Origin of the sequence: Synechococcus sp. Tobar12-5m-g, from assembly GCF_024345415.1 — a bacterium.
Taxonomy (GTDB): Bacteria; Cyanobacteriota; Cyanobacteriia; order PCC-6307; family Cyanobiaceae; genus Regnicoccus.
In genome coordinates this window covers 183,953-200,389 of the sequence record NZ_JAGQBB010000002.1, presented here as the reverse complement: position 1 = coordinate 200,389, position 16,437 = coordinate 183,953, and the positions used below count along the sequence as shown (strand labels likewise).

14 protein-coding genes, 1 pseudogene and 1 riboswitch are annotated in these 16,437 nt (G+C 66.8%); of the genes and pseudogenes, 7 read left to right on the top strand and 8 right to left on the bottom strand.

What is annotated here, in order from left to right; genetic code table 11:
• Window positions 1–318: an L-rhamnose isomerase gene (locus tag KBY66_RS02810; protein ID WP_255087616.1), complete on the top strand. Its 318-nt coding sequence runs from the start codon at window positions 1–3 to the stop codon at window positions 316–318.
• A 79-nt stretch (window positions 319–397) separates the two neighbouring features.
• Window positions 398–1,078, top strand: a complete 681-nt coding sequence (locus tag KBY66_RS02805) for a DoxX family protein (RefSeq protein ID WP_255087615.1) — start codon at window positions 398–400, stop codon at window positions 1,076–1,078.
• A gap of 9 nt (window positions 1,079–1,087) precedes the next feature.
• Here KBY66_RS02805 and KBY66_RS02800 read toward each other — a convergent pair whose 3' ends face one another.
• Window positions 1,088–2,683 carry a B12-binding domain-containing radical SAM protein gene (locus tag KBY66_RS02800; RefSeq protein ID WP_255087614.1) on the bottom strand — a complete coding sequence of 532 codons (1,596 nt, stop codon included), beginning with the start codon at window positions 2,681–2,683 and terminating at the stop codon, window positions 1,088–1,090.
• 766 nt (window positions 2,684–3,449) lie between these two features.
• Between KBY66_RS02800 and KBY66_RS02795 the strand changes: the two genes are divergently transcribed.
• The 5 genes from KBY66_RS02795 (at window position 3,450) to KBY66_RS02775 (ending at window position 8,540) form a co-directional block, all read left to right on the top strand.
• Entirely contained in the window at window positions 3,450–4,631 is a 1,182-nt protein-coding gene (locus tag KBY66_RS02795; protein ID WP_255087613.1) for a CobW family GTP-binding protein, read from the top strand.
• A gap of 7 nt (window positions 4,632–4,638) precedes the next feature.
• Window positions 4,639–4,830: riboswitch (cobalamin riboswitch) on the top strand.
• Between the two features lie 27 nt (window positions 4,831–4,857).
• Complete coding sequence (locus KBY66_RS02790; protein ID WP_255087612.1) at window positions 4,858–5,514, top strand: HupE/UreJ family protein; 657 nt, start codon at window positions 4,858–4,860, stop codon at window positions 5,512–5,514.
• A 76-nt stretch (window positions 5,515–5,590) separates the two neighbouring features.
• Window positions 5,591–5,740 carry a hypothetical protein gene (locus tag KBY66_RS02785; protein ID WP_255087611.1) on the top strand — a complete coding sequence of 50 codons (150 nt, stop codon included), beginning with the start codon at window positions 5,591–5,593 and terminating at the stop codon, window positions 5,738–5,740.
• 154 nt (window positions 5,741–5,894) lie between these two features.
• Window positions 5,895–6,950: an extracellular solute-binding protein gene (locus KBY66_RS02780; RefSeq protein ID WP_255087610.1), complete on the top strand. Its 1,056-nt coding sequence runs from the start codon at window positions 5,895–5,897 to the stop codon at window positions 6,948–6,950.
• Between the two features lie 9 nt (window positions 6,951–6,959).
• Window positions 6,960–8,540 (top strand): ABC transporter permease, encoded by a 1,581-nt coding sequence (locus KBY66_RS02775; RefSeq protein WP_255087609.1) that lies wholly within the window; start codon window positions 6,960–6,962, stop codon window positions 8,538–8,540.
• Here KBY66_RS02775 and KBY66_RS02770 read toward each other — a convergent pair.
• The 7 genes and pseudogenes from KBY66_RS02770 to KBY66_RS02740 form a co-directional block, all read right to left on the bottom strand.
• Complete coding sequence (locus tag KBY66_RS02770) at window positions 8,520–10,691, bottom strand: PhoX family protein (protein WP_255087608.1); 2,172 nt, start codon at window positions 10,689–10,691, stop codon at window positions 8,520–8,522. The genes KBY66_RS02775 and KBY66_RS02770 overlap by 21 nt on opposite strands.
• Complete coding sequence (locus KBY66_RS02765) at window positions 10,688–11,731, bottom strand: esterase-like activity of phytase family protein (RefSeq protein ID WP_255087607.1); 1,044 nt, start codon at window positions 11,729–11,731, stop codon at window positions 10,688–10,690. Before KBY66_RS02765 ends, KBY66_RS02770 begins: the two co-directional genes overlap by 4 nt.
• 13 nt (window positions 11,732–11,744) lie before the next feature.
• Window positions 11,745–12,341 (bottom strand): Crp/Fnr family transcriptional regulator, encoded by a 597-nt coding sequence (locus KBY66_RS02760; RefSeq protein ID WP_255087606.1) that lies wholly within the window; start codon window positions 12,339–12,341, stop codon window positions 11,745–11,747.
• 215 nt (window positions 12,342–12,556) lie between these two features.
• The gene (locus KBY66_RS02755) at window positions 12,557–14,674 is read right to left on the bottom strand and encodes a glycogen debranching N-terminal domain-containing protein (RefSeq protein ID WP_255087605.1); all 2,118 of its coding nucleotides are present in this window, start codon (window positions 14,672–14,674) and stop codon (window positions 12,557–12,559) included.
• Window positions 14,667–15,398 (bottom strand): glycosyltransferase family 4 protein, encoded by a 732-nt coding sequence (locus KBY66_RS02750; protein ID WP_255087651.1) that lies wholly within the window; start codon window positions 15,396–15,398, stop codon window positions 14,667–14,669. The genes KBY66_RS02755 and KBY66_RS02750 overlap by 8 nt, the downstream gene beginning before the upstream one ends.
• Before the next feature lie 54 nt (window positions 15,399–15,452).
• A pseudogene (locus tag KBY66_RS02745) lies at window positions 15,453–15,749 on the bottom strand (glycosyltransferase); the annotation flags it as partial.
• Window positions 15,750–15,886: 137 nt separating this feature from the next.
• The gene (locus KBY66_RS02740; RefSeq protein WP_255087604.1) at window positions 15,887–16,366 is read right to left on the bottom strand and encodes a Fur family transcriptional regulator; all 480 of its coding nucleotides are present in this window, start codon (window positions 16,364–16,366) and stop codon (window positions 15,887–15,889) included.
• Window positions 16,367–16,437 lie beyond the last annotated feature (71 nt).

Genomic DNA, 16,437 nt, shown 5'->3' with positions numbered 1-16,437 from the left:
ATGATCGACCTCCATTGTCATGATTGCGTCCATGCGCTGCTGGGCAGTGGATTCACCCTTCACGATGAGGCTTTCGTGGTGGGATTCACGATGGGTAATGACCTACGAACCAATCATTTTCACCTTGCCATCTTCAAGATCTGCTCGTTGTTGTTCTATCCAGAGCCCTATCGGTTTCAGCGGGACCATCTGCCCACTTTCGATTCCCGGCTCGCCCAGGGCAGAAGTGCCAAGGTGCGCAACATCAACCAGCTGGATTTCTGCGCCCTCGAAGATCAACCCCTGAACACCCTGCGCGCCTGGATCGGCATCTCCTGAAAGCGGGGGCCTCGCCGCCCGGCCCGGCTTCACGCTTCGTTACACGGCTTGTCAGAATCGACGGGTCGCCCTCCCAGTCTTGACAACCCTTCTCCTTCTGGAACTGTTCACCGGGTTCATGGCCGCCGGCCTGGCCCTCTGGTTTGTCGTTCTCAACCGTCCTTCCCCCAACGCTCGCCAGGCACGCTCCAGCGAGGGTTCCCGGGCCGATGCACCCCCCTTCAACCCAGCGATCCGTCGCGCCCTCGCCGGCTACGTCCTGCGGGATGGCCTGGCGGTGAACATCGGACTGCTCGTGCTGCGCCTGGCCATCGGCGTGCTGATGATTCACCATGGTCAGGAAAAACTCGCCGATCCGCAGCAGTTCGCTAACACCTACGTGGCCTCGCTGCATCTGCCCTTCCCCCTCTTCTTCGCCTATGCGGCCGGGTTTTCCGAGCTGATCGGCAGCTGGCTGCTGATCCTTGGGATCCTCACACCCCTCGGCGCCCTCGCCATCACCGGCACCATGACCGTTGCCGCCTACCAACACATCCTCACCGCCGGTCTGAACATTTACGTTCTTGAACTGGTGGCGCTCTATCTGGGCGGCAGCCTGGCCCTGCTGCTGATCGGGCCAGGGCGCTACTCCTTCGATGGCGGCATCGTGGCCGATCTGATCAGCGAGTCCTCGGATCAGCAGGAAGATCGCTCCAACGCGAACCCTGCAGCTTCCAGGCTGGTTCCTATCGTCGCGGAAGCCCCAGGCTCGCGGGGTTAAGTGTCTGATTCACAGCTTGGCAGCCAGCTCGGTTTCCACCGTTGTCGGCACCCCAATGCTGCTGTGTCTTTCCTGCTCGCGTTTGGAGGCGGCCAGTTGATTCTCGATCTGCCGGCGCACGATCTCCCGGTACTCCATGAAATGCTCATTGTGGGCACAGACGGCCAGATACTGCTCCGTCACCTTGGGGTTCGAGCGAAGAATGTCGATCAGGTGATGCCAGAAGGCCCAACGGGTGGAGCGCTGGATACCCTGGCGCCAGCAGACGATCAGCAGCGCCCGGATCACCAACGGATCGGGAAGCTTGAAGGCACTCTTCACCCTGGCTGGGCCGAGTTTAAGAAAATAGCGATGCACCCGGTCGAGATACTTGCGCGGCTCGTAGAGCTGGCAGAACGCTTCCACATACTCCTGGGCAATGTCTTCCACCGGCCTGGTCGGTACAAAGTTCATCAGGGTGGTCTGGTTGATGTTTCCGACCTTATCAATCAGCCTTCCTTCCTTCTCGAGCCTGTGCCAGAGGGCGGTATGGGGCAAGGCCTGAAGCATGGCGAAGGTGGTGGTGGGAATACCTGCGGCTTCTGAAAACTCGACGATCCGCTGGCCGGCGCCCACTTTCTCTCCGTCGAAGCCGATGATGAATCCGGCGATCACCCGCAACCCTGAGCGGGTCACCTTGTCGACAGAGTCGAGCAGGGGCGAGCGCATGTTCTGGAACTTCATGGTCGACGCCAGGCTGTCGGCATCTGGGGTTTCGATCCCCATGAAGACAGCGGCAAAGTTGCAGGCCAGCATCTGATCGATGAGTTCCTGATCGTCTGCCAGATCGAGTGAGGCTTCGGTATCGAAGCGAAAGGGATAACCCCGTTCTCTCTGCCACTGCTCCAGAGCCGTGAGCATCAGCTTGACGTTGCGTTTGTTGCCGATGAAGTTGTCATCGACCATGAACACACCACCACGCCAGCCGATGGCGTAGAGGCTGTCGAGTTCGCCGACAAGCTGTTCCGGTGTCTTGGTGCGAGGTTTGCGGCCATAGAGCACGATGATGTCGCAGAATTCACACTGGAATGGGCAGCCGCGCGAGAACTGCACGCTCATCGAGTCGTAGGCCTTGAGCTCCAGCAGGTCATAGCGGGGGATGGGTGTGGAGGTCACATCCGGCTTGACGCCATTGGAGCTGAACCGTCCTCCTTTATCGCCCCTCTCCCAGGCAGCCACGAACATGGGCAGGGTGATCTCCCCCTCATCGAGGATCAGATAGTCGGCCCCTGCGGCCACCAGTTCCTCGGGGGTGGAGGAGGGATAGGGGCCACCGACGGCCACGGGCTTGCCGTGCTGCCGGGCCAGGTTGATCTGACGGATGATGTCGTCTTTCTGAACGATCATCGCCGACATGATCACCAGATCGGCCCACATCCACTCTTGATCGGTGACTGGCCTGATGTTGACATCAGCCAACTTGAAGGTCCAGTCCTGGGGCAGAATCGCTGCCACGGTGATCAACCCGAGCGGGGGAAGCAACACCTTTCGGTTAACCAGTTCAAGTATCTTTTCGTAGCTCCAGAATGTTTTGGGGAACTCGGGATAAACCAGTAAAACATTCATTCGGTGGTATCCACGACTGGCGCTCAGTGTCTGCCAGGTCTGTCCCAGTGAGGGGACGATGACATGGCATGCCCCCCCCCTAGTATCTTTCGCTTCTTAAGCTAATGCATCCTGGCTTGATCAAGCCAAAAGGGAGCCGTTGCCTCCCTGATATTCAAGCTCAAGCCATCAGGATTCTCAAATCTTATACCCGGGTCTCTATAACAGCGTGAACTTGATCAAATGATGCGAAGGGCCTGGCCGGTGCCTTGCAGGCTGCCTGAACCAACTGGACCCCGCAGGAGCCTTGGCGAACCCCGCGGGGACTTTGGCCATAGCGGGTGAGAGGTGTCGCATCAGTTCACTCGAAGGGTCATCACCCTCCGCTCATGCGCCAGGGCCTTCATCCCGCCTTCGCTGCAGATCGGCTGATTCAACAGTCTCCTTGATCAAGCTTTGTGGATGCTTTCAAGGGGGGGTGTCGATAGGCTCACTGCGTCTGAGAGGGATAGTTGCCGTTTGCTTGGTGATTTAACTTCGGCAGAGCGCTCTGAGGGTTGTCTGCGGGTGAATTTGCCTGCCTCAAAGCCGCTCAGTCGCTACGCAGAGAGCGGCTTTGAGGTCATGGGATGCTCTATCCGACTTTTGGCAGGGACCACCTCAGACCAGACCACCGCCGGAAAGATTGGCGAAGCCCAGGGGCCCCCGGGGTGGTCCGCCAGGCCTCTGGCCAATCCGAGGCCTCAGACTGGGCGTCAAAGCAGCGACCTGACCCCCGCCCTCCCCCATGACCAGCACCGCCACCCCCTCGACCGCCGCAAGGCCCACCACGGCTTCCCTTCCCGCCAGCCTCGATCCAGGCGCCACCGGGCTGCCGGTGACGATCCTGACCGGCTTCCTGGGGGCCGGCAAAACCACCCTGCTCAACCACATCCTCAGCAACCAGGAGGGTGTGAAAACCGCCGTGCTGGTCAACGAGTTCGGTGAAATCGGCATCGACAACGACCTGATCATTGCCACCGGCGAGGACATGGTGGAGCTCAGCAACGGCTGCATCTGCTGCTCGATCAACGGCGAGCTGCTCGAGGCGGTCGAGCGAATCCTGCAGCGCCCCGACCCGGTGGATTACCTGGTGGTGGAAACCACCGGCCTGGCCGATCCCTTGCCGGTGGCCATGACCTTCCTGGGCAGCGAGCTGCGCGACAGCACCCGGCTGGATTCGATCATCACCCTGATCGACGCCGAGAACTTCGAGCAGGCCCTGGTGGAGAGCGCGGTGGGCCGGGCCCAGGTCGTCTACGGCGACATCCTGCTGCTCAACAAGACTGATCTGGTGACCGAAGAACGGCTTCAGGAGCTGGAGAAGCAGCTGCTCACGATCAAGCCGGAGGCGCGCCTCCTGCGCTCCGTGAAAGGGGTGGTGCCGCTGCCGCTGCTGCTGAGCGTGGGGCTGTTCGAATCGGATCGGGTTGTGGCCGACCAGCCCACTGCTCACGCGATTGGCGAGGGCCACAACCATGACCACAGTCACGGCCATGACCATGACCATGACCATGGCGCTCATCACCATCACGAGCAGGCCCACGCCCACAGCCCTGGGCATGACCACGGGGATCACGGCTCCCAGGCGCACCCTGCTTCCCACCCGGCCGATCACCTGGCGATCGAAGGGTTCACCTCCCTGTCCTTCGCCGCCGACGGCCCGTTCGGCCTGCGCAAGTTCCAGAACTTCCTCGACAACCAGTTGCCGGCGGGGGTGTTCCGGGCCAAGGGGATTCTCTGGTTCAACGAGAGTGAGCGGCGCCACGTGTTTCACCTGGCCGGCAAGCGCTTCTCGATTGACGACAGCGACTGGAGCGGCGAGCGCAAGAACCAGCTGGTGCTGATCGGCAAGGACCTCGACCACGCCAAACTTCGTCAGCAGCTCAAGGCCTGCGTCTCGAAAGATGCCGGCAAGGGATTTGCCTGAACAGCCTCCATACTTGTGACACGGTGGTTCTTCGGGTTCAGCCCGCAGAGGCAACGAGGAAAGTCCGGTGCAGGCCGATCGCCTTGGCGCTCAGCTTCCAGTCCGGCGCTGTCCCGCAGCTGTGATGGGCACTGGCAGATCCTTCGGCTCTGAATTGGTGTCTTCAGCCAGAACACTCGCCCCGTATCCACCCTCGAATCAAACCCGGCGCGGACCGGCGTTCCCCATGTCGCTCTTCTCGTTCAAGTCATCGTCCGGCCCGACTTGGCCAGGCCCGTCTTCCCCCGGCCGGGAGCTCGCCCTGGCCGCTTGCGCCGGCTTTGGCCTCAGCCTGCTGGGCGCCCTGCCCGCTTCCGCCCATGGCCTGGCCGGGCACGGCCTGGCCGGAGGCTTCAGCCATCCCCTCAGCGGACTGGATCACCTCTTCCTGCTGATCGGGGTGGGGGCCGCCGCCTCCTTCATCAGCGCCCGGCTGCTGCTGTTCGCCCTGGGCGGGGCGGTGGCCGGTGGCCTGTTCGGCCTCAATGGCGGCGGCCTGCCGGTTGCCGAGTTGCTGGCCGCCGTGGCTGTCTCGGTGCTGGGCCTGCTGATTCTGCTGAGCCGGCGCTCCGGCAAGCCCCCCTCGATCCCCGTCTCCGGCCTGGCGGTTGCGGTCTCAGTGGCAATCCACGGGATGCTGCATGGCCACGAGGCCAGCGGTGGCGGCAGCTGGTGGCTCGGGGCCCTGCTGGCCTCCAGCCTGGTGGTAGGCCTGACCTTCCTGGTGCTGCGTCGGCTCGGCACCAGCTGGACGGTGAGGCTCGCCGTGCTGCTCACCCTGGCGGGAGCCGTGCTGGCCCTCGGGCCGATCGGGTTGCTCGCCGGTGGAGCGGCCGCCGGATAACCGGCCCCCAACCGCAGCGTTCGGCACAATTCCCACGCCAAACCTGGTTACGCTGCTTCCACACTGAGCCGGGGCCATGGCTGAATTTCTTCTCTTCGCCGGCGTTCTCGTCTTGTTCGGCCTGGCCTTCTGGCTCACCACCGACTCCGATGACGACAACCCCGGCGGTGGGCTGATGCAGCCTTCCCTGGTTCCCATCCCCCTGCGCTCCCATCCGCGCGGTTGAAGGGCCTTGACCCTTGGGGCAACAACGGCTCCGGTCCCAAGGGACCCCGTAACAATGGTCACATCACCGCGAATCCTTTGATCGCGGCCTGGCCAGGACAGATTCCTAGCGTCCGGCGATGACGTTGGCGCCCCCATGGCGCTCCCTTCCCTGGATGAAGCTGTTTCCCATCACCCCCCTGCAGCTGGCCACCACAGGCCTGCTGGCCGTTTCGGTCGCCCTCGCCGTTGGGGCCAGCCTTGCCCAGCAACCGCCCGCCAAGGGCCAACCCGCTGAGATCGGCGTTTACTCGGCTCGCCACTACAACACCGACAAGGCGCTCTACCGCCAGTTCACCGCCAAAACGGGCATCAAGGTGAACCTGCTCGAAGCCAAGGACGACGCCCTGATCGAGCGGCTCAAGAGCGAAGGCAAGAACAGCCCCGCCGATGTGCTCGTGCTCGTCGACGCCGCCCGCCTTGACACCGCCACCGACCAGGGCCTGTTCCAGCCCAGCCGCTCCGCTGCCCTGCAACGGGACGTGCCGGCCAACCTGCGCGACTCCAAGGGACGCTGGTACGGCCTCACCCGCAGGGTGCGGGCCGTGATCGTCAACCCAAAGCTGGTGAATCCCGCCATGATCCGCACCTATGGCGATCTGGCCAAACCGGCCCTGAAGGGCAAGCTCTGTCTGCGGGAGCGCAAGAGCCCCTACAACCAGTCGCTGGTGGCCAGCCAGATGATCCTGCGGGGCGAGGCCGCCAGCCGTGCCTGGGTGCGCGGCATGGTGGCCAACGTCAGCCAGCCGTTCTTCACCTCCGACATCCCCCTGGCCCGGGCCGTCGCCAAGGGGGAGTGCGGGGTTGGGGTGGTGAACACCTACTACGTGGCCCGGATGCTTTCCGGAGAGGCCGGCGCTGAGGACAAGGCCCTGGCCAGCAAGCTCAAGCTCGTGTTTCCGAATCCGGCCCACGTCAACATCAGCGGGGCCGGCGTCACCCGCCACGCCCGCAATCCCAAGGGCGCCATCCAGCTGATCGAGTTCCTGGCTTCCCCCACAGGCGGCCGCGGCTACGCCGAAGCCAACAACGAGTATCCGCTCAAGGGCTTCGGCAACAACCCGATCCTCAAAGGCTTCGGCAGCTTCCAGGCCGACGGCGTCGCGATCGAGCAGATCGGAGCCAAGAGCAAGGCCGCCACTTTGATGATGGAAGCGAGCGGCTGGAAGTAGGGCAACAGGATGGCGTCACTGGCAATGCCCGAGCGGCCAATTCTTGACAAGGCCGTGGCAGCCAGGGCACCGGCCAGGCGCTGGCGTCTGACGGTGGCGGTTCTGCTGGTCTGCGGGCTGGCCCTGCTGCCGGTACTGGTGCTGGTGCTCTATGCCTGGCTCGGGCCCGGGATCAGCAGCCTGCGCCTCGGCGCCGAAGGCCTGGAACAACTGCTCAACACCCTGGCCCTGGTGCTGGGGGTGGGGCTGATCGGCGCCCTGCTGGGAACGGCCAACGGCTGGCTGACCGCCTGCTGCCGGTTTCCCGGGCGGCGCTGGCTGCGCCTGGCCCAGGTGCTGCCGCTGGCGGCCCCGGCCTTCGTGCTCGCGGCCGTGCTGGTGGACCTCGGCAGCCGCTGGGGCCTGCGGATCCACGGCATCGGCTGGGCGGTGCCGTTGCTGAGTCTCACCACCTACAGCTACGTGTTCCTGCTCTCCACTGAAAGCTTCTCGGTGAGCGGCCGCCGCCAGCTGGAGGCCTGCCGCAGCCTGGGGGTGGGCCCCTGGGGCAGCTTCCGGCGGGTGGCGCTGCCCCTGGCGCTGCCCTCGATCGGCGCGGGCGTGGCCTTGAGCGGCATGGAGGTGGTGAATGAACTCGGCGCCGTGGAACTGCTCGGCGTGCCCACCCTCTCGCGGGGCATCCTGCAGCGCTGGCAGGGGGAGGGCGACCTGCAGGGAGCGGTGGGGCTTGCCCTGCTGGCCCTGGTGATGGTCAGCCTGCTGGTGGGAGCCGAGCGCTGGCTGCGGCAGCGCAGCCGCCGCTGGAACCTGGGCAACGAGGGGGCCAGCCCGCTGCAATGGCAGCTGCAGGGCTGGCGGCGGCACACCGCCCAGCTGCTCACCCTGCTGCCGCCCCTGGCCAGCCTGGGGATTCCCCTCACCTGGGCCGTGGTGAGCCGCGACCACCTCCAGAGCGATTCGGCCGGTGACCTGCTGGCCCTAGGCCTGCGCAGCCTGGGCCTCGCCCTGGCCGCTGCACTGGTCACCGTGGCGGCCGCCCTGCTGCTGGCGATTGCCCGCCGCTGGATCCCCCAGCCGCTGCTGCAGAAGCTCACCTTCACGGCGGGCATGGGCTACGCCATCCCGGGCACCGTGCTGGCCCTGGCCCTGATGCTGATCGGCGGTCCCCTGGGCTTAAGTCCGCTGCTGCTGCTGCTCTGGGGCTATGGCGATCGGTTCCTGGCCGTGTCCAAGGGGGGCCTCGACGCGGCGCTCGAACGCATCCCCCCCAGCGTCGATGAGGCGGCCACCGGCCTGGGCTGCAGCTGGCTCCAGGTGCTGCGGCGCGTGCACCTTCCCCTGCTGCGGGGGCCCCTGCTGGTTGGCGGGCTGCTGGTGTTCGTGGACACAGTCAAGGAGCTGCCGCTCACCTTCGCCCTGCGCCCCTTCGATTTCGACACCCTGGCGGTGCGGGTGTATCAGTACGCCGGCGACGAGCGGGTCTCGGCCGCCCTGGTGCCGGCCCTGCTGATCCTGGCCCTCGGCCTGCTGGCCTCCCTGGCGTTGATGCCCAGTCTGGAGGAGCCCGGCTCAGGCCTTCAGCAACGCTGAGCCATCAAGCCTGCGGATCACCACCACCCCCGGCCGCGGCGGACGGCCCGGCGCGCCGGCGGGCCAGTTGGAGCCAAGCGGCACCTGGCGCAGCTGGGAGAAGCGGCCCCCGTCACGATCCACCAGGGTGAAGGCCTGGAATTCCTCCATGCCGGCCCGGTGGATGCCGTTGGCTTCCCCGGGGTGCTGCACCGCCAGCAGCAGGCTGCGCTCCTGGGGATCGAGGGCAAGGCCGCAGAGCTCGCATTCCATCGGCCCGGTGGCAAAGCAAAGGGCCTTGCCAGCGGCGGCCCCCTGGCGGGGCAGCAGCCAGCAACTGTTGTTCCCGAACAAATCAGCGGCTGATGAGCCCATGCTGCGGTCGGTCACCACCCAGAGGTTGCCGGCTTTGTCGAGGGCGAGGTTGTCGGGATTGGTGAAGCCCATGCCTCCCGCCCAGGGTTCACCGCCGGTGACCACCATGCGCCAGCGGAAACGGCCATCGGCCACCGGCCCGGCCTCGCTGAGCCGCATCACGAAGCCGTGGGGCCAGCTCGTTTCCCCATTCGGCCCCTGGAACATCGCCGGATCGGCGCCGCCTTCGGCATCCGGGCTGCCGGAGGTGAACGCAATCAGCAGGTCGCCCGTCACCGGATCCAGGTCCGTGTCTTCCGGGCGGGCGGTGGGGGTGGCCCCCACCGCATTGGCGGCCAGGTGGGCGTCGATCAGGATGGCCCCCTGCTGCTCTTCGCCGCCACCGGGGTACAGCGCCGTCAGGCTGGGGAAGCGCTGCGCGTAGGCCTGCACCTCCGCATCGGCTGTGAAGGTGACCCCACCGGGCTGCAGCCGGTCGGGGTTGGGCAGCATCACCGGCACCGGCAGGCCGGCGGCGCCGAAACCCGACGGCATGAATGGATCGAGTGGTGTGGAAGGCAGCAGGGGAATCCAGCGGCCGGTGCCATCGGCGCTGAAGCGGGCCACCTCGAGCCGCCCCTGGCCGAACAGGGCGGAGTTGCGCGGGTCGAGTGGATCCCGCACCACCCCGGCGCTCACGAAACGGTAGAGATGGCCGCCGCGACGGTCGTCGCCGGAATAGACCACCAGGGGAGATCCCTCCACCGCCTTCACAGCCACCGCCTCATGGCGGAAGCGGCCCAGGGCGGTGTGCTTGGTGCCCGGATCGGCGCGATCGGCCGGATCGATCTCCACCATCCAGCCGTACTTGTTGCCGGCCAGGCCATACACATTGCCGAGGCCCTCCAGGTCGCCCTCGCGGCAGACCAGGGGCCGCTCGCGGGGGTGCTGGGAGCTGCCATCGGCAAACACCGGCTCGCAAACCAGGCTTTGGAAGTTTTCCTCGGCACTCAGAACGGTGCCCCAGGGGGTCGTGCCGCCGGCACAGTTGGCGAAAGTGCCGATCACCCGATCACCCAGGCCGTCGTCGTAGCCCAGGCGCTGGCTGCGGCGGAACACGGCGGCGGCGGGCCCGCTCACCTTGAGGCGCTGCTCCGGCCGGCTCAGGCCGCTCAGTCCGGTGATCCGCCGGTCCAGGGGCCCGGCGCTGCGCACCCAGCCACCCCCCGGGGAGGCCGCCAGGGTGGCCACGCCAATGCCCAGGTCGGTCATGGCCTGGTCCGCCACCCCCCGCAGCAGGGGCCAGAGCGGGTCCGCCGCCGCCAGGGCGGTGCAGTCAATCCGCCCACCCCGGCTGGCCAGCGCCGTCACCAGCTCGGACCAGGGCAGGGGCTGGCCCACCACCTGGGCGAAACCCTCCAGCCAGGGGCGTTCGCTGATGTACTCGAAATTGATCGTCAGCAGGGCCCGCTCAGGCCCCTGGGGCGTGAGGGCAAGGAAATCGTTGTTGTAGCCCACCCGGCTGTCACCAAGCGGATCTCCCCAGGCCAGCAGCAGGTCGGCGCGGAAGCCCTCCGGCACCACCACCCGATCCTCGAGGGCGAGGCGGCCATAGCGGCTCCGCTGCTCGCTGGCCGCCAGGCCATCGCTGGCCAGGGGCAGGGGGGCCAGCACCGGCTCGAAGGGGAGCGCGGCGGCGGCCGCCCTGGGCCCTTGGCTGGCCGATCCAGGTCCCGCCGATGACCGCAGGCTGGGAGCGGCCAGGGTTCCGGCCCCAACTCCGAGCAGGGCAAGCAGCTGGCGGCGGCGAAGGTTCATGGGGTTGACGCGCAGCGGGGGGCGACGCGGGCGATCAGGCTGGCCTGGAGGGGGTTGAAATTGTCGTCGCTCACAAGCACCAGCGTCGGTCGTCCATCCGACAGGGGCGGGCCAGCGGCGAGACCTTCCCAGTTGTCCGGGGTGAGGCCGGCGGCCAGCAGATCCCACTGCCGCATCGGCCGCAAGGGCGCTGCAGCCTGGTCAGGCAGTGGCAGCAACACCAGCCGCGCCCACCAGCGCGCCGGGGCTTCGTAGCCGCGGATCAGGCCCAGCAGGCCGGCCGGGCCGCCTTCCCCGGGCCAGGCCAGCAGGTCGGTGAGGCCCCAGGCGGGGCCCTCCAGGGGCAGATCGAAGCTGCCGAGCGGGCGAAACGCCGGCTGGCCGGTCGGGGCCAGGGCAGAGGCCAGCGGGCCAAAGGCGAGCAGACGCACCTGGCCAGGGCGGTCCTGCAGCAGGGGCCGCTCGGCGGCCACCAGCAAAGACTCGAACCCGGGCGGCAGCAGGGTGAGCGATTCAGGGCCCTGATTCGCTCCCAGTCCACGACCCGGGGCGGTGCGCCAGTCCTCGGGAAGGTCCAGGGCTTCCCGCAGCCGGCCGCTGCGGCGATCAAAGCGCAGCAGCCGGGCCGGTTGCTCCACCGTACGGCGCCCCTCGCTGACGATCCACAGATCTTCGCCCCGCAGCACCATCCCCTCGCCATCGAGGGGATCGGGGAAGGGGTCCCCCGCCGTCGTGGTCAACGGCACCCGACGGCCGATGCGCAGGGGTGCTGAGCCCATGGTCTCCACCCCCCGCACCGGCAGCAGGTAGGGCCGGGGAGCATCGCTGAGCAGCCAGAGAATCGGGCCGGCAGCAGGGCCCGGCTGAGGCTCCGCCACGGCGGCGGAGAAGCCGCCAATGGGCTGGCCATCGAGGCCCTCACGGGGCAGGGTCGCCTGCGCCAACAGATCCCATCCGGCCGGCACCGGGCAGGGCCAGGGGGGCTGCGGCGACACGGGCACGGCCACCGTTGCCACGGTCAGCAGTAGGGGAAGGATCATGGCCTCCTGGGGATCAGGTCGCCGCCAGCGGCGCTGATTCCACCAGGGAAGGCGCCAGGCGCAACACCGTTTCTCCGGCGGGCGCTTCCAACAGGCGGGCCTGGCGAATCCGCGAAATCAGCCGCGTGGTGGTGACCCGGGTGGTGCCGATCAGCTCACCGATGCGCTCGTGGGTGAGGCGGAAGGGCAGGTCACACCAGGGGCCGCAGCGCCGCCCCAGGCGTCGCACCAGCAGGCCGAAGAGGGCATGGAGCCGCTGCTCGGCGCTGCCGAGGTGGCGGATGCGGAGCAGTTGCAGGGTCCATTCGTTGACCGGATCGAAGCCATCGAGGCTCTGCCGTTCGGCGTCGCTGCGGAAGCAGAGCGGGGTGAGCGCCTCGACGCAGACGCCCTCACTGCAGAGCCGGTCGGTGCGCAGCTGGTCGCCGGCCTGCAGAAAGGCGAGCGTCATGCCCTCGGTTTCCTCGCAGGGGCAATACACCCGGGCAATGCCCTCCAGCACCTCAAGGCAGCTGCCGCTGGGGCGCTTGGCTGGATCGAGCAGCACCGTCTGGCCGGCGGGCATGCGGACGGGGACGGACGGGCGATCGGGCAGGAAACGAAAGCTCACGAAACCAGGACTGTTGCGAATGACTCGCAATCTAAACAGTCGCCCCAGTCATTTGCAAGTGGTTCTCAATAGCAATTGACAGTTGCAACAACCACCTGTGCCATCGGATCGGTCGGCGGGTCAGATCCGCAGCCAGCAGGCGCCCCCCATGATCCGAATCCTTGGTGATCGCTCCAGCCTTCTGGCTGCCCTCACCGCCCACTGGGCCGACCCCCTCACTTCCGGATCAACACGTCGACCCCCGGCGTGCGGTGGCGCACCAGCACGCCGACATCGTGATCGCTGCGGTGCACCTGCAGATCGATCTCCTCCTCCCCAAGCCGCAGTCCGTTGATCTCCAGCAAGTTGAGGCCCTCGGGCAGAACGGGATTGCTCAGGTTCACCTGCACCCGGCCACTGCCGGTGTCCCGCTCGATTGTCATGCCGGTGACGGCCTCGAGCAGGCCGAAGACACTGCCACTCGCCCAGGCCTGGGGGCTGCAGGCCACCGGGTAGAAGGTGGGCCCCTCCTCCTCCCGGCGCGGAAAGCCGCAGAACAGCTCCGGCAGCCGGAACAACGACAACGCACTGGCCGTGTCGAACAGGCCAGAGAGGATGCGCAGCACTTCAGAGCGGTAGCCGTAGCGTGCCAGCCCCATGCCGATCAGGGCATTGTCGTGGGGCCAGACCGAGCCGTTGTGGTAGCTCATCGGGTTGTAGCGGGCCTCGCGCTCGTCGAGGGTGCGGACCCCCCAGCCGTTGAAGCTGGTCGGCGACAACAACTGACGGGCGATCGAGGCCGCCGCCTCCGGTGTGGCGATTCCGCTCCAGAGGCAATGGCCCGCGTTGGAGGTGCGCACGGCGCAGGCCTCGCCCTTGCCGTCGAGGGCAAGGGCATAGGAGTCGATCGACGGGCACCAGAAGGCCCGGTGAAAGCGCTGACGCAGGGACTGGGCTTCCTCCAGCAAGACCTCGGCTTCGGCGGCCCTGCCGAAGGACCGCAGCACCCTCGCCAGGGAGCGGCGGGCGCCGTAGGCGTAGGCCTGCACTTCGCAGAGGGCGATCGAGCCCTCGGCCAGACGGCCATCGGCATGGTGAACGGCGTCCTCGGAATCCTTCCAGCCCTGGTTGCGCAGCCCACCCTGGGCGGAACAGAGATAGCGAAGAAATCCATCGTCGCTGCGCCGCTCGGCCCTGTGGATCCAGGCCATGGCGGCGTCAAGGGCAGGCAGCAGGCCGGCGATGAAGTCACGGTCATCGCTGCGGCGCAGGTAGTCGCCGGCCAGAATCAGGAAGAGGGGGGTGGCATCCACCGCGCCGTAGTAACGGGCGAAGGGCACCTCGCCGAGGGCGGCCATTTCCCCCAGCCGCGATTCGTGCAGGATCTTGCCGGGTTCCTGGTCGTGGGAAGGATCGTCGCTCGTCGCCTGGGCGGCGGCCAGGTAGCCCAGCACGCCCCGGGCCAGGCGGGGCTCCACCATCAGCATCTGGCGGGCGGTGATCAGGCCGTCGCGGCCGAAGGGACAGCTGAACCACGGCACGCCCGCATAGGGATAGAGCCCATCCTCGACCGTGCTGGAGAGCAGGTGCACGTCCGAGAAGGAGCGCATCAACCAGCTGTTGAAGGCCTGGTTATCGGTGATCACCGCGGCGGCGCTGCGCCGGGCCTCGCGGAAGCGCTCGATCGTGGCCACCAGGGCCAGCTCGTAGTGCCGCTCCGGCGACAACGGCGAGGGACCGGGATGAAAATCCATGACCAGCCAGAGGCGCTGGGTCTGGCGTGGCTCCAGGTCCAACTCCAGACCGAGATGGCCCTCACCCACCTCCCCCACCGGGGCGCTGAGACGCAACACCGTCACCCGGTCCTCCCCGTCGAGACCGTGGTACGAACACTCCAGATCGGAGAGGTTGGAGCTGCACACCCGCCGCCCATGCTGCGTACGGATGTAGCCCCGGACTTCGAAGATGTCGCAGAAATCGGCGTCAAAGCGCAGGGTCAGCGGCATCCGCAACGGCAGCATCCCATCGTTGGTGAAGCAGAGCTGCTGCAGGCAGGCCGAAGGGGTCAGCACCGTGCTGCGCTCCAGGTGCACCGTCATGGCGGCGGGACCCGGGGAGGCGACCCCGTCATTGGCGAGGTGGCTCACCTGCAGGCCGACCGCCCCCCGTTCGGTGGAGCTGAGCACCACCGGCGGACGGTCCCAGAGCAACAGCTGCAGCCGACTGACGTGGCGGGCGCCCCGGTGGAAGATGCCGGCATCGTGCTGGCTCTCGGGGCAGATCTCGCCCCGGGAGTCGAGCATCGCGAAGGTTTCCCCGTCCTTGAGAACAAAGGGAGGGAGCTGGTCAGGCATGGGCCACGGGGGCGTGGCGGGAGCGGTGGGCGGGCGAATCGCTGCGGCCCGCCTGGATCAGGTGGCGGTAAAGCTGTTCGTAGTCTTCGGCTTGGCGGGTGGCGGAGAACCGCACCTCGAAGTGGCTGCGCACCCGGCAACGGTCGATCTGGTTGAGGCGATGCACCGCCGCCGTGGCCGCCTCGATCGACTCCACCAGGTAGCCGTTGACCCCGTGGTCGATCAGCTCGGGGGTGGAGCCGTTGCGCCAGGCGATCACCGGCGTACCGCAGGCATTGGCCTCGATCATCACAAGCCCGAACGGCTCCTGCCAGTCGATCGGGAACAGCAGGGCCAGGGCGTTGCCGAGCAGCTCCTGCTTGGCGGCATCATCCACCTCGCCGATGAACTCCACCTGGGGGTTGTCCCGCAGCAGCGGCTCGATCCGCTCGCGGAAGTAGGCCTGATCGGCGGCGTCCACCTTGGCGGCCACCTTCAGGGGAAGACCCGCTTCCCTGGCGATCTCGATGGCGCGATCGAGGCGTTTCTCCGGCGAGATGCGGCCCACGAAGGCCAGGTAGTTCTGCGGCACGGCCTGGAGGCGATACAGATCGGTGGGAAGGCCGTGATACACCGTTCCCACCCAGTTGGCCGCGGGCACCGGCCGGCGTTGGGAATCGGAAATCGACACCAAGGGGAGCTGGTCGAAGTGGCGGTAGAGCGCGGCCTGCGGCGGGGCGGTCAAGGGGCCATGGACGGTGCTGAGGTGCGGCCGACCCAGCCGACTCATCAACGGAAAATGAACATGGCCGACGTGAAAGTGCAGGATATCGAACTGATCCAACTGGGCGACGACATGGTCGAGCTGAATCACTTCGTGGATGGTTGGATCCCCCTGGTGCCCAGCCGATCGCAGCGCGGTGGGCACACAGGCACAGAGATGTGCGCTGGTCCGGGAATCACCACTGGCGAACAGGACGACTTCATGGCCCCGGCGCACGAGTTCCTCGGTGAGGTAGTGAACGACCCGTTCGGTGCCTCCATACCGCGCCGGTGGAACACTTTCGTAAAGGGGCGCAATCTGAGCAATTCGCATGTCAGGTCTTCTTATTCGGTTTCTTCATCTTTTTTAGGTTAGTTGCACCCGTTGATCTGCGCTGCCTTGGTTGATGCATTGAGCAGATCTGCTGAATGAATGCGGGATTCCTCACCGCAGCCCGGACTCCATTCCGATCAGCTGGCGGGCTCCGCTGCGCAGCGCGGACAGAGCGCCCGCACATTGAGGACGCATTCAATCAGGCGAAAGCCATGGCCGCCGGCCGCCTGCTCGCCTGCCGCCAGCACCGCCGCGCTATCGAATTCCTCGGTGCGACCACAACCCACGCAAACCAGATGGTGATGGTCGCGATGGGTGTCGCTGGCCAGCTCGAACCGCCGCCCCCCCTCCGGCAGCTCCAGCTCCCGAAGCAGCTCCATCGAGCTCAGCAGCCGCAGGCTGCGGTACACCGTGGCCAGGGACACCCGTTGCTCCGCCCCCAGCAGGCGCTGGTGCACCTCCTCGGCACTGAGGTGGCTGCCTTCGCCGATCCGCTTGAACAGCCCCAGCACACGCTGGCGCTGGGGGGTCAGCCGCTGGCCGCGACCGTGGAGGGAGGTGCGCAGCTCGGTGGAGGCCAGCGGCTCGCTTGAGCGGGGGGAGGAACTGGCAGCCATGGACAGGGACACGGACTGGGAAGGCGCAAAGCCAGCCCTCGGGTCTTCTCAACAATAGAAGCAGTTGCGAA

Coding starts and splice junctions, on each gene's coding strand:
- KBY66_RS02810 (WP_255087616.1), top strand. CDS start 1: ATGATCGACCTCCATTGTCATGATTGCGTCCATGCGCTGCTGGGCAGT.
- KBY66_RS02800 (WP_255087614.1), bottom strand. CDS start 2,683: ATGAATGTTTTACTGGTTTATCCCGAGTTCCCCAAAACATTCTGGAGC.
- KBY66_RS02795 (WP_255087613.1), top strand. CDS start 3,450: ATGACCAGCACCGCCACCCCCTCGACCGCCGCAAGGCCCACCACGGCT.
- KBY66_RS02790 (WP_255087612.1), top strand. CDS start 4,858: ATGTCGCTCTTCTCGTTCAAGTCATCGTCCGGCCCGACTTGGCCAGGC.
- KBY66_RS02785 (WP_255087611.1), top strand. CDS start 5,591: ATGGCTGAATTTCTTCTCTTCGCCGGCGTTCTCGTCTTGTTCGGCCTG.
- KBY66_RS02780 (WP_255087610.1), top strand. CDS start 5,895: ATGAAGCTGTTTCCCATCACCCCCCTGCAGCTGGCCACCACAGGCCTG.
- KBY66_RS02775 (WP_255087609.1), top strand. CDS start 6,960: ATGGCGTCACTGGCAATGCCCGAGCGGCCAATTCTTGACAAGGCCGTG.
- KBY66_RS02770 (WP_255087608.1), bottom strand. CDS start 10,691: ATGAACCTTCGCCGCCGCCAGCTGCTTGCCCTGCTCGGAGTTGGGGCC.
- KBY66_RS02765 (WP_255087607.1), bottom strand. CDS start 11,731: ATGATCCTTCCCCTACTGCTGACCGTGGCAACGGTGGCCGTGCCCGTG.
- KBY66_RS02755 (WP_255087605.1), bottom strand. CDS start 14,674: ATGCCTGACCAGCTCCCTCCCTTTGTTCTCAAGGACGGGGAAACCTTC.
- KBY66_RS02740 (WP_255087604.1), bottom strand. CDS start 16,366: ATGGCTGCCAGTTCCTCCCCCCGCTCAAGCGAGCCGCTGGCCTCCACC.